The organism is Roseateles sp. GW821-FHT09H10, assembly GCF_059415865.1.
The window spans coordinates 69,528-80,685 of record NZ_JBWKOB010000004.1; the positions used below are offsets into that span (position 1 = coordinate 69,528).

Here is an 11,158-nt window from a genome sequence, read left to right on the forward strand (position 1 = left end):
TCCTTCAAACCGGCATGGGCTTGCCGTCGTTCCAGTTCAGGAAGCCCTTGACGATGCGGTAGAGGAACCAGATGCCGTCAATGGCGAGGATCACGAAGCCGATGCCGACCAGCATGGTGGCAATGCCCAGGAGGCACCACACCAAGCTCCACCAGAAGGTACGGATCTGCCAGGTGAAGTGGCTGGCATAGAGGGTGCCCGCGGTGTCCTCGCGCTTGATGTAGTTGATGATGATGGCGACGATGCCGGTGAAGCCGGTAAAGGCACTCAGCGCATAGAGGGCATAGACCACCATGGTCAGCTGCTTGAGACTGGCCAGCTTCTCGTCAGGCGCGCCGGCAAGCTGCGTCGCGGGGCTCAGGTCGTTGCTCATGGGGCGCCTTTCGCGGGCTGGTTGCGGGATGCGAATTCTTCCAGGCCCGACAGGCCTTCGCGACGTGCAAGTTCCCTGAGCACGTCCTCGGGCTTGAGGCCGAAATGGGCCAGGGCCACCATGCTGTGGAACCACAGGTCGGCCACCTCGTAGACCACCTTCTGCGCGTCGCCGTCCTTGGCCGCCATGACCGTCTCGGTGGCCTCCTCGCCGACCTTCTTCAGGATGCTGTCCAGACCCTTGTCGAAGAGCTTGGCGACATAGCTGGTGGCCGGATCGGCGCCCTTGCGTGATTCGATGACCGCGCCGACGCGGCGGAGGATGTCGTCACTCATAGATCTTGCTCGGGTCCTTCAAGACCGGCTCGGTGGCGCTCCAGACACCGTTTTCCAGCCTCTGGAAGAAGCAGCTGTGCCGGCCGGTGTGGCAGGCGATGCCGGGTTCATGGCCGAGCTGGGTGATGCTCAGCAGCACGACATCGTTGTCGCAGTCCATGCGGATGGCATGCACCTGCTGGAAATGGCCGCTCTCCTCGCCCTTGTGCCAGAGCTTGTTGCGCGAGCGGCTGAAATAGACCGCCTGGCCGCGTTCGGCCGTCAGGGCCAGGGCCTCGCGGTTCATCCACGCGAACATCAGCACGTCGCCCGTGCCCTGTTCCTGGGCGATGACGGGCACCAGGCCCTTGTCGTCCCATTTCACTTCGTCCAACCAGTTCATGGGATCAGTCTAGGTGAGTAGCGCCGACATGGCCGCGCTCCTCGGCAAACCAGTTCAGCACGGGGATGGTGCCGGGCAGCACGGGCTTGACCTGCACCGGCAGGCTGGCCCAGGCCATCTGCTGGTTCTCCAGCATCTGGAACTCGCCCGTCCACTCGAAGACCTTGCAGAAGTTCAGCCTCACCAGCGCATGGGGGTAGTCGAAGATCTCCGTCTTCCAGGGGTGGGCGGCACCGATCTCGATGCCGATCTCTTCCTTCAACTCGCGCGCCAGGGCCTGCTCGACGGTTTCGCCAGCCTCGACCTTGCCGCCCGGGAACTCCCAGTAGCCGGCGTAGACCTTGCCCTCGGGGCGCGAGGTCAGCAGGAACTGGCCGTCAGGGGCCACGAGCACGCCGACGGCCACCTCGGTGATGGGACGCTCTTGGCTCATTCCGCCCGCCCCGCCATGTCGCGCGCGAACTGGAAGGCCACGCGGCCCGAGCGCGAGCCGCGCTCCAAGGCCCAGATCAGCGCCTGCTGGCGCGCGCCGTCGATGGCCGCCTCGTCCAGGCCGAAATGGCGCAGCCATTGCGCCACGATGGCCAGGTACTCGTTCTGGCTGAAGGGGTAGAAGCTGATCCACAGGCCGAAGCGCTCGGACAGGGAGATCTTTTCCTCCACCGCCTCCCCGGGATGGATCTCGCCATGCTCGCCGTGGGTGCCGGAGAGGTTGTCCACCATCTTCTCGGGCAGCAGATGGCGGCGGTTGCTCGTCGCGTAGATCAGCACGTTGTCGCTGGCCGCGGCGACCGAACCGTCGAGGACGCTCTTCAGCGCCTTGTAGCTGGCCTCGCCTTCGTCGAAGCTCAAGTCGTCGCAGAAAACCACGAAGCGCTCGGGGCGGGCCGCGACCTGCTCGACAACATCCGGCAGGTCGACGAGGTCGGCCTTGTCGATCTCGATGAGGCGCAGACCCTGGCCGGAAAACTCATTCAGCACGGCCTTGATCAGCGAGCTTTTTCCCGTGCCCTTGGCGCCGGTCAACAGCACGTTGTTGGCCGGCTTGCCGGCGACGAACTGGGACGTGTTGCGCAACAGGCGCTCCTTCTGCGGCTCGACTTCCTTCAAGTCCGACAAGGAGATACGGCTGACCGACCGCACCGGCTCCAGGCACAGCGCGCCATGGCGTCGACGGGCGCGGAAGGCGGTGGAAGCGGCCCAGTCGGGCGGCGTCGCGGCATGCGGCAGGACGGCCTCGAGCCGGGTCAGCAGACCCTCGGCGCGGGCAAGGAAGGATTCCAGGGCGGCGGACATCCCGCCAGTGTAGTTAGCCGATGCTCTTCAACGAGGCTTCCAGCTGCTCCGTCGGCATCCGCTTGAAGCCCGAGCGCGCATAGCGCTGCAGCCGCCCGATGATGAAGCTGACCCAGACCGAGGCCTGGGCGTTGGCCTGCACGGTCGGCGTCATCGAGCCCTGCGCCTCGGCCGCGGCCCGCAGCACCTGGCGCAGCGAGGATTCGATGCGGTCGAAGAACTGGTTCATGCGCGCGACCAGGCGCTCGTTCTCGTAGACCAGGGCGTCACCCACCATCACGCGGGTCATGCCGGGGTTCTTCTCGCCGAACTGCAGCACGACGCTGGCGATGCGCGCGGCTTTTCCAGGCGGCGGCACCGGGTGCGGGTTGTCCGCGATCTGATTGACCAGGCCGAAGACGCTGGTCTCGATGAAGTCGATCAGCGCCTCGAACATCTGCGCCTTGCTGGCGAAGTGGCGGTACAGGGCCGCCTCGCTGACGTCCAGCTTGGCCGCCAGGGCGGCCGTGGTGATGCGGTCGGCCCCCGGCTGCTCCAGCATGCCGGCCAGCACCTGCAGGATCTGCGTGCGGCGCTCGCCGGGCTTGGGGCGCTTCTTCGGGGTGGAGGTGGGGTTGTCGGCGGGCTGGTCGGCGTCCATGGACGCGGATGCTAATCCCGCAACCAGCCCAGTCGACGCGCTTCATAAATCGCCTCGACCTTGGAGCGCACATGCAGCTTGCGGTAGACCCGCTTGACATAGGTCATCACCGTGTGCGGCGAGACCTGCATGAACTGGGCGATCTCGTCGAAGGTGAAGCCCTTGGCGGCCAGGTGCAGCACGCGGGACTCCTGTTCGGACAGGGCGACGACCTCTTCGTCCGCCATCGTCGCGGCCATGGCCTCCGGCGACGGACCGGTCGAGCCTTGCGTGCCGGGCGCCAGGCGCACCAGCAGGCGGCGCGCGATGACGGGGCTGATGGGGCTGCCGCCGGCGCGCAGGGAGCGCAGCTGGCCGGGCAGGTCCAGAGCCAGGCTGTCCTTGAGCAGATAGCCGGTAGCGCCGGCCTCGATGCTGGCCACCACATGCTGCTCGTCGCCGAACACGGAGATGACCATGACCTCGCACTGCGGCCGGGTCTGGGCGGCATGGCGGATCAGCTCGATGCCGCTGCCGCCGGGCAGGTCCAGGTCGACGAGAAGGACGTCGGGCTGCAACTGATCAAACATGCGCCGGCCCTGGGGCAGGTCGGGCGCGATGCCCAGCAGCTCGATGTCGGGCACGCTGCCCAGGGCATGCGTGAAAGCCTCGCGGAAGCGGGCTTGATCTTCGACGATCAGGACCGAAAAGGGCGTCATGGACTCGGTGGGACTCTTCAAAGCGCGGAAACCCCATTGTCCGACGAAGATTTGCCCTCAGCCATGCGCGTCTTCCTTCATTACTGGGGGGACCGTAACAGCGCCGCCAGGGAGCGCACCCGCCGGTCCACATAGGCGGGGCGGTGCTGCAGGCGGCGGCCGTCGGCGGCCTTGCGCAGCCAGCGCTGCATCCAGACCGTGCCCATGCCCAGGCTGCGGGCCGATTTCTGGTGGATCAGCGTGTCCTCGACCAGGATGCACTGCTCGGGCCTGAGCTTGAGCCGCGCCAGCACCATGCGGAACATGCGCGTATCCGGCTTGGGCCGGGAGTGGCCGAAGAGGATCATGTCCTCGATGCAGATCAGCCGCTCGAAGACGTCGGTCAGGCCCAGGGCCGCCAGCACGCGCTCGGCATAGCTGCGCGGCGCGTTCGTCATCAGCAGCTTGCGCCCCGGCAGGCGGCGCAGGGCCGACAGGTCATGGCCATGGCCGTGCAGATGCGCCTCCAGGCCGGGCAGCTTATGGGTCTCGGCGAGGAAATGGGCCGGCTTCACGCCATGGTGGCGCTGCAACCCCGTCAGCGTGGCGCCATAGCGCTGCCAATACAGCGTGCGCAGCACGGCCGCCTCCTCCTCGGTCAGGCCGAGGTAGGTGACCATATAGGCCGACATGGAGGTGTTCAGTTCCGTGAAGGCGCGGTGCGAGGCGTTGTGCAGCGTGTCGTCGAGGTCGAACAGCCAGACTTTGGAACGTCGACTCATCGTGAGCTGATCATCGTCCCGTACGCCTGATCTGTCAGCACCTCCAGCAACATCGCGTGCGGCACGCGGCCGTCGATGATGTGGACGGCGTTGACGCCGCTCTTGGCCGCGTCGATGGCGCCGGCGATCTTGGGGATCATGCCGCCGCTGATGGTGCCGTCCTCGACCAGCTCGTCGATGCGCCGCGGCGTCAGCTCGGTCAGCAGCTCGCCCTGTTTGTCCAGCACGCCGCGGATATTGGTCAGCATCAGCAGCTTCTCGGCCTGCAGCACGGTGGCCAGCTTGGCGGCGACGACGTCGGCGTTGATGTTGTAGCTCTCGTTGCTCTCGCCGAAGCCGATGGGGCTGACGACGGGGATGAACTGGTCGTCCTGCAGGGCCTTCACGACGCTGGGGTCGATGGAGACGATGTCGCCGACCTGGCCGATGTCGTGTTCCTTGCTGGGATCGTCCTTGTCCAGGATCTTCAGCTGCTTGGCGCGGATCATGCCGCCATCGCGGCCCGTCAGGCCCACGGCCTTGCCGCCGGCGGCGTTGATGAGGCCGACGATGTCCTGCTGCACCTCGCCGGCCAGCACCCATTCGACGACACCCATGGTCTCGGCGTCGGTGACGCGCATGCCCTGGATGAAGTGGCCCTTCTTGCCCAGCTTGTTCAGCGCGTCCTCGATCTGCGGGCCGCCGCCGTGCACCACCACCGGGTTCAGGCCGACGAGCTTCAGCAGCACCACGTCTTCGGCGAAGTCCTGCTGCAGCTCCGGGTCGGTCATGGCATTGCCGCCGTACTTGATGACGATGGTCTTGCCGTGGAACTTGCGGATATAGGGCAAGGCCTGGGAAAGGATCTCAGCCTTCTCGCGCGGCGCGATGTGGGAGACGTCGGTGGTGTGGGGCGTGGTCATTTCGGCTCCGGGGGGAATTGGAGCCATTCTAGGAAGACGTCCGCTCAACGGGTGCGGATGACCTGGGTCTTGGGGATGCTGTCATGCCAACCCTTCTCACCGAAGAAGAAGGAGAAGGGCTCGAAAGGGATGAAGCGGCTGAGCGTGCGGCCCAGCACCTGCCCGAATGACGGGGACAGGCCGTCGTTGGTGACCACCCGCGTGCCCATCAGCCACTTGCCCGGCGTGCGGGCCCAGATGCCCTCGAAGAACAGGTAGTACACCGAGAAGATGCTCATGCCGAGCAGCCAGTCCGGGATCCGCTTCAACACGTCCAGGCCGGCTTCGCCAAAGATCACGCCCGCGACGACGCCGATGCTGGCCGAGAAGACGAAGAAGCCCGCGTAGTCGATCAGGCAGGTGGCGAAGCGCCGCCCCTTGCCGGCGAGCTCCATCGATTCAGCATTGACGACGGCCGCCACATCGCTGGCGGGCGGCTCAAACCGCTTGGCTTCGGTATCCATGGCTTCTCCCTGATGTCGAGTCGGCACTCGTTCTGTCGCGTGCACGATCCAAGTGTCCACGCCTCGCGCCGGCGCCGGCAGACCGCGCCCTCATCGGAAACCCGGTCATGGTGAAAATGACCCTCATGCAAGCCCGTGCCTATTTGAAGCTCTCCGTGGCGGTCGCCCTCGTGACCATCGCGCTGAAGACGGCCGCCTGGTGGTGGACGGGGTCGGTCAGCCTGGCCGCCGATGCGCTGGAGTCCCTCGTCAATCTGGCCGGAGCGGTGTTCGCCCTGGCCATGGTGACCCTGGCCGCCCAGCCGGCCGACGACAACCACCCCTACGGCCACCACAAGGCCGAGTACTTCTCCAGCGGCTTCGAGGGCATCCTCATCATCGCGGCGGGGCTGGGCATCCTGTGGGGCGCGGTGGACCGCTGGCGCCATCCGCAGGCGCTCGACGCCATCGGCCTGGGCGTGGCCCTGGCCGTCGTCAGCTCGGCGCTGAACGGCGCCCTGGCCTGGGCCATGCTGCGCAAGGCGCGCGAGGTGCGCTCGGTGGCGCTGGAAGGCGATGCCCGCCACCTGATCACCGACGTCTGGACCTCGGCCGGCGTCGTGGCCGGCCTGATCGGCGTCATGGCCACGGGCTGGCAGTGGCTGGACCCGCTGCTGGCCGGCGTCGTCGCCTTTAACATCCTGCGCGAGGGCGTGCACCTGATGCGCGAGTCCACCGGCGGGCTGATGGACCAGGCCCTGGACGCCGAATCCCTGGCCCAGGTCCAGGCGGTGCTGGACGGCTTCAGGCATCCGCATGCCATCCGCTTCGACCACATCGCCAGCCGCGTGGCCGGCCAGCGCCGTTTCATCGACCTGCACATGCACATGCCGGCCAGCTGGACCCTGGGCCGCGCGGCCGCCCTGCGCGTCGACCTCGAACAGGCGCTGATGAGCGCGGTGCCCGGGCTGCGCGCCAGCATCCAGTTGCTGCCGATGGACGTCGAGGCCCACAACATGGACGAGGAGGACCTGGTTTGATCGCGATATTGCAAAGGGTGCGCGAGGCGCGCGTGGAGGTGGGCGGTGCCGTCGTCGGCCAGATCGGCCAAGGCTTTCTCATGCTGGTCTGCGCCGAGCCGACCGACAGCGAGGCCATCGCCGAGAAGCTCATCGCCAAGGTGCTGAAGCTGCGCGTCTTCAGCGACGAGGCCGGCAAGATGAACCGCAGCCTGCAGGATGTCGGCGGCGGCCTGCTCATCGTCAGCCAGTTCACGCTGGCAGCCGACACCAACGGCGGCAACCGCCCCAGCTTCTCGGGCGCGGCGCCGGCCGAGCTGGGTCGCAAGCTCTACGAGCACACGCTGGCGTTTGCGCGCCAGCAGCACCCGATCGTCGCGAACGGCGAGTTCGGCGCCGACATGCAGGTCCACCTCATCAACGACGGCCCCGTCACCATTCCGATGCGGATGAACTGATGAAGATCACGCTGATCGACTCCACGGCGGGTCTCGAGCCCGTCCATGACCAGCCGCGCGAAGACCGTCGCGTCAGTGGAGCACCGCAGCGCCAGACCTGGACGCTGCATGAAGCCGGCCCCATGAGCGCCGGCATCTGGGCCTGCGAGGTCGGGCGCTGGCGCATCGTCTTTCCCGCCGGCCGCCAGGAGTATTTCCATGTGCTCGAAGGCCGCGTGCGCCTGCACGGGCCGGCCGGCGCGGTCGACATCGGCCCCGGCCAGGGCGGCGTCATCCCGCCGGGCTTCGAGGGGGAGTTCGAGGTGCTGGAGCCGGTGCGCAAGCACTTCGTGCTGGTGGATGCGACCGGCTGAGCAGGCATCGAAGCTGACGTCGATCCCGTCAGTCAAGCTGGATCTTCCAAGCGCTTCAGCAGAAAGCGGATAGCCAGGGGCACCAGCACGATGTCGTCCATCACGCCCAGCACGGGGATGAAGTCGGGGATCAGGTCGATCGGCGACAGTACATAGAGCACGATGAGCGCCGTGCCGACCTTCAGCCATGCGGGCGCGGCGGGATGGCGCACGGCTGACCAGAGCCGGCGGGCATCGCCTCGCACGAGGGTCCAGAGCAGGGGCAGACGTTTCCACATGGCAGCTTCTCCAGCAAACGGCGATCAACGCCGTCCCGGTAGATGGCCCTCGTTCGACGCGTCACAAGGGCCGGCACCGGACGTTACAAACGCCGTTCAGGCCACCCGCTCGAAATCGATGTGGCCGTGGCGGGCGTCGATGGCGAGCAAACGCACGCGTGTTCTGTCGCCAACGTCCAGGCCCTCGAAGCCCTGCACGACTCGACCTTCGACGAGCGGCTGGCGCAGTCGCACGAAGGTGCCTTTGCGCGCAACGCCCGTCACGATGGCCTCGAAGACTTCGCCGATGCGCGGGTTGAGCAGGAAGGCGGCTGCCGCCTTGAGAACCTGGCGCTCGACGGCATTGGCCCGCCCCTCCTGCTCGGTGCAGTGCCTGGCGATGCCGTCCAGCGCGTCGGCCGTGTACGGCGGCGGCTTGCCAGCCAGTGCGGCCTTGACCAGGCGCTGCATGACCAGGTCGGGAAAGCGGCGATTGGGCGCAGTCGTATGAGCGTAGTCGTGGAGGGCCAGCCCGAAGTGGCCCTGACCCGGCCTCCCCGGCGCGGCGGCGAGGTATTCGCCGGCGCCGAGCAGCTTGACGACCGCGAGCGACAGGTCGGCAAAGCCGGCGGGATCGTCCTGGCGGCGTGCGGCGAGAAAGCGGTCGAGCGCGGCGGCATCCGGCTCGTCGGGCAGAAGGCCGCCGTGCGCGGCGGCGAGCGCTTCGATGCGGTCCCAGCGTTGCGGCGCTCGCAGGAAACGGCGCAGCGACGGAAAGCCGTGGTGCTCAAGGAAGCGGGCGGTCGCGCCATTCGCCGCAATCATCAGTTCGGCGATGAGGTCCTTTGCGCGATTCTTCGGGTCGGCCCGCAGGTCGACCAGCCGGCCGTCGGCGAACACCGGGCGCGCCGACACGGTGGTCATGGTCAAAGCCCCGCGCTCGTGACGCCAGCCTGCCAGCCGTGCCGCGAGCGCGTCGTGCAGGCGCAGCTGATCAGCCAGTTGCGGCACATCCCCGAGCCGTCGCAGCGGCAGCGACTCATCGGCGAGCCACGCGCTCACTGCGTCGTACGTCAGCTGGGCCTGGTTGACGACGACGGCTGCGTACAGCGATGCGTCGGACACCTCGCCATCCAGCTCGACGCGCATGTCGGCGACGACCGCCAGGCGCTCCTGGCCCTCGTGGAGCGAGCTGAGATCCGTGGACAGCGTCTCAGGCAGCATCGGGTAGACCCCGGCGGCCGTGTACACCGACGTGGTGTTGTTGGCGGCGTGCTCGTCGAGCGCGCTGCCTGCAGGCACGAATGCCTCGACATCGGCGACCGCCACGAGCAATCGGGTGGCGCCGCCCGGCAGAGGTTCTGCCACGCTGAGCTGGTCGAGGTCGCGGGTGTCGTCGTTGTCGATGGAGAACCACGCCAGCTGCCGGAGGTCGCGCACGTCGCCATGGCGGCGCGGACCGGTGCGGCGGCAGTCCTCCGCTTGCGCGAGCGCGGCGGGAGAGAAGCGTGACAGAAAGCCACGCTCCCGCAGGGCTTCCTCGGCAAGTCGGTGCAGGTCGTCAACGGTCATGCGGAGGTGCAAGCATTGCAGAAGGCGAGCGGCCGGATCGCTTGGCGTTGCCGACTGTAGCGGTGCGCGAGCGCCACCCTTCCTGCATGCGTGTGTACCCTTGTCAACCCAGGGCGCGGCTTGACGCACCCATCGCAATCCATGCCGCCGGCAGGCCGTCAGCGGCTCGACAGCGCACCATCGCGCAGGCGGATCACCAGCGTGCTGCCACCCACGGCCAGTGCTACGGCATCGCCTTGCGCATCCAGGGTCGGCGGGGCCTGAATCCAAGGGCCGTGACGGGCCCGTGCGGCCAGGGCGCCGAGGGGCACGCCAACGGCCACCCGCACGGCCTCCAGGTCATGCACGGCCAACGTACGGTTGTGCTTGTCGATCACCGTCACGGCCAGCGCGCTGCGAACATTCAGCCATTCGTCCAGCAGGACCACCTGGCACTTGTCGTTGACCAAAGCAAACCGCGGTCGCGGCCGGTGCGGCAACTCGCGCGTCCACACCACCTTGCGCGACGCGGCGCCAATTGCCAGCAGGGTGGCGGTGGTGCGGGCGGCATGCGGATTGGCGTCGGCCCGCAGCTTCAGTTCGAGAACGCAGCGGGCTGACGGCGAAGTGCGGGCTTCAAACTCGGGCGGCTGGGTGATCGTGTCGTTGGGCATCACAGCGCCGGACCAGGGCACCAGGCCCAGCCCGACCGCCAGCCCAGCACCCAATCCGCGGCAGGCTTGCACCTTCATCGTGTGGCCCGCCGCAGCTTCACGCCGTCAACGGACGGCAGCCTTGCGACGGCCCAGACCTGCGACCGACAGCGCCAGCGCGACCAATGCCACCGAGCCGGGCTCGGGCACCGTGGCGGCGCTCGTGGTGAACCGGCTCGAACGCGCCTCGGCGATCTGTTCGGCCGTGAGCTTTTCCAGACCCAGGCCATCGGGGTTCACGTCACCCAGCGCCTGCGCGATGGAACGGTTGCCGCCGGACGTCATCAGGTTGTCGGAGCCACCGGCACCGAAATCGTTATGACCGAGGCCGAGCACGTGGCCCAGTTCGTGCGACAGCGTGTCCACTCGGCCCACGGCCGAGAAATCAAACACCGCTTGCGTCATCGCGAACCAGCCCCCCGAAGTGCCGCAGCCGTACAGGCTGCCAAAGCCGTAATTGCCGCCGCAGTCACTCAGGTCGTTCAGGAACCAGAGGTCGATGATCGAGGCGTCACCCACGTTGCCGAGGTCGCTGAAATCGGTCTCGTTCAAACGGTCGCTGCTGTTGACCTGCTGCATGGCGAGGAAGTTCACCACGATGTCGGCCTGCGCCCAGATCTTCTGGGTGAAGGCATCGAAATAACTCGTGTTTGCACAGTTGTTGCCGGCGTCGTCGCAGACCTGCCAGGCCTGAATCGTGACCTGTCGGGTGGGTGCCGCTTGCGCGGGTGCGCTGAGGAACGCGGCAGCCAGGGCGCCGGCAAGGGCAAGGGCCACCCGTCCGCGTCGCAGTGCCCCGCCCTTCAGCGTTTGGGGGCGAGCAGACGTGGCGTGTTGCGGATAGGTCGACATGGTTGCCTCAATGAAGTTGATTCAGACCTGCGCCTACGCAAGTTCCATGCTTGCTTCCACGGCGTGTTGCGTTGAGCGAGGAAAAA

Annotated in this window: 17 protein-coding genes; 3 read left to right on the forward strand and 14 right to left on the reverse strand. The window is 67.2% G+C overall.

Translation table 11 applies throughout. The annotated features are described in order from the left end of the window. Positions 1–4: 4 nt before the first annotated feature. From AC07OY_RS18790 to AC07OY_RS18835, 10 genes are all read right to left on the reverse strand, one after another. Positions 5–373 carry a DUF4870 family protein gene (locus tag AC07OY_RS18790; protein WP_495044140.1) on the reverse strand — a complete coding sequence of 123 codons (369 nt, stop codon included), beginning with the start codon at positions 371–373 and terminating at the stop codon, positions 5–7. Continuing rightward, on the reverse strand, positions 370–708 hold the full coding sequence (locus AC07OY_RS18795) for a phosphoribosyl-ATP diphosphatase (RefSeq protein ID WP_495044141.1): 339 nt from the start codon (positions 706–708) through the stop codon (positions 370–372). The genes AC07OY_RS18790 and AC07OY_RS18795 overlap by 4 nt, the downstream gene beginning before the upstream one ends. Further along, entirely contained in the window at positions 701–1,090 is a 390-nt protein-coding gene (gene hisI, locus AC07OY_RS18800) for a phosphoribosyl-AMP cyclohydrolase (RefSeq protein ID WP_495044142.1), read from the reverse strand. Before hisI ends, AC07OY_RS18795 begins: the two co-directional genes overlap by 8 nt. Positions 1,091–1,094: 4 nt before the next feature. Next, positions 1,095–1,523: an NUDIX domain-containing protein gene (locus AC07OY_RS18805; RefSeq protein ID WP_495044143.1), complete on the reverse strand. Its 429-nt coding sequence runs from the start codon at positions 1,521–1,523 to the stop codon at positions 1,095–1,097. Continuing rightward, positions 1,520–2,386, reverse strand: coding sequence for an ATP-binding protein (locus tag AC07OY_RS18810; RefSeq protein ID WP_495044144.1), 867 nt, complete (start codon positions 2,384–2,386; stop codon positions 1,520–1,522). Before AC07OY_RS18810 ends, AC07OY_RS18805 begins: the two co-directional genes overlap by 4 nt. Before the next feature lie 13 nt (positions 2,387–2,399). Continuing rightward, entirely contained in the window at positions 2,400–3,026 is a 627-nt protein-coding gene (gene slmA, locus AC07OY_RS18815) for a nucleoid occlusion factor SlmA (protein WP_495044145.1), read from the reverse strand. 11 nt (positions 3,027–3,037) lie between these two features. Then, complete coding sequence (locus AC07OY_RS18820) at positions 3,038–3,724, reverse strand: response regulator transcription factor (protein ID WP_119047125.1); 687 nt, start codon at positions 3,722–3,724, stop codon at positions 3,038–3,040. 80 nt (positions 3,725–3,804) lie between these two features. Beyond that, positions 3,805–4,485, reverse strand: a complete 681-nt coding sequence (locus AC07OY_RS18825; protein WP_495044146.1) for a pyrimidine 5'-nucleotidase — start codon at positions 4,483–4,485, stop codon at positions 3,805–3,807. Further along, positions 4,482–5,387, reverse strand: a complete 906-nt coding sequence (argB, locus tag AC07OY_RS18830) for an acetylglutamate kinase (RefSeq protein WP_495044147.1) — start codon at positions 5,385–5,387, stop codon at positions 4,482–4,484. The genes AC07OY_RS18825 and argB overlap by 4 nt, the downstream gene beginning before the upstream one ends. A gap of 44 nt (positions 5,388–5,431) precedes the next feature. Continuing rightward, a complete protein-coding gene (locus AC07OY_RS18835) occupies positions 5,432–5,890 on the reverse strand; it encodes an RDD family protein (RefSeq protein ID WP_495044148.1) in 459 nt (152 codons plus the stop codon). A gap of 125 nt (positions 5,891–6,015) precedes the next feature. Between AC07OY_RS18835 and AC07OY_RS18840 the strand changes: the two genes are divergently transcribed. Genes AC07OY_RS18840 through AC07OY_RS18850 form a run of 3 tightly spaced genes read left to right on the forward strand, consistent with a single transcriptional unit; the run spans position 6,016 to position 7,699 of the window. Continuing rightward, the gene (locus AC07OY_RS18840) at positions 6,016–6,909 is read left to right on the forward strand and encodes a cation diffusion facilitator family transporter (protein ID WP_495044149.1); all 894 of its coding nucleotides are present in this window, start codon (positions 6,016–6,018) and stop codon (positions 6,907–6,909) included. Then, complete coding sequence (gene dtd / locus AC07OY_RS18845) at positions 6,906–7,346, forward strand: D-aminoacyl-tRNA deacylase (protein WP_495044150.1); 441 nt, start codon at positions 6,906–6,908, stop codon at positions 7,344–7,346. The genes AC07OY_RS18840 and dtd overlap by 4 nt, the downstream gene beginning before the upstream one ends. Beyond that, positions 7,346–7,699, forward strand: coding sequence for a cupin domain-containing protein (locus AC07OY_RS18850; protein ID WP_495044151.1), 354 nt, complete (start codon positions 7,346–7,348; stop codon positions 7,697–7,699). Before dtd ends, AC07OY_RS18850 begins: the two co-directional genes overlap by 1 nt. Positions 7,700–7,731: 32 nt before the next feature. On the opposite strand, the gene AC07OY_RS18855 is transcribed toward AC07OY_RS18850, so the two are convergent. The 4 genes from AC07OY_RS18855 to AC07OY_RS18870 all read right to left on the reverse strand — a co-directional run bounded on the left by AC07OY_RS18855 (position 7,732) and on the right by AC07OY_RS18870 (position 11,072). Next, positions 7,732–7,977 carry a YkvA family protein gene (locus AC07OY_RS18855; RefSeq protein WP_495044152.1) on the reverse strand — a complete coding sequence of 82 codons (246 nt, stop codon included), beginning with the start codon at positions 7,975–7,977 and terminating at the stop codon, positions 7,732–7,734. Positions 7,978–8,073: 96 nt separating this feature from the next. Beyond that, positions 8,074–9,528, reverse strand: coding sequence for an RNB domain-containing ribonuclease (locus AC07OY_RS18860; protein ID WP_495044153.1), 1,455 nt, complete (start codon positions 9,526–9,528; stop codon positions 8,074–8,076). Between the two features lie 158 nt (positions 9,529–9,686). Next, positions 9,687–10,259, reverse strand: a complete 573-nt coding sequence (locus AC07OY_RS18865; protein WP_495044154.1) for a hypothetical protein — start codon at positions 10,257–10,259, stop codon at positions 9,687–9,689. 27 nt (positions 10,260–10,286) lie between these two features. Beyond that, positions 10,287–11,072, reverse strand: coding sequence for a PEP-CTERM sorting domain-containing protein (locus tag AC07OY_RS18870; RefSeq protein ID WP_495044155.1), 786 nt, complete (start codon positions 11,070–11,072; stop codon positions 10,287–10,289). Between the last annotated feature and the right edge of the window lie 86 nt (positions 11,073–11,158).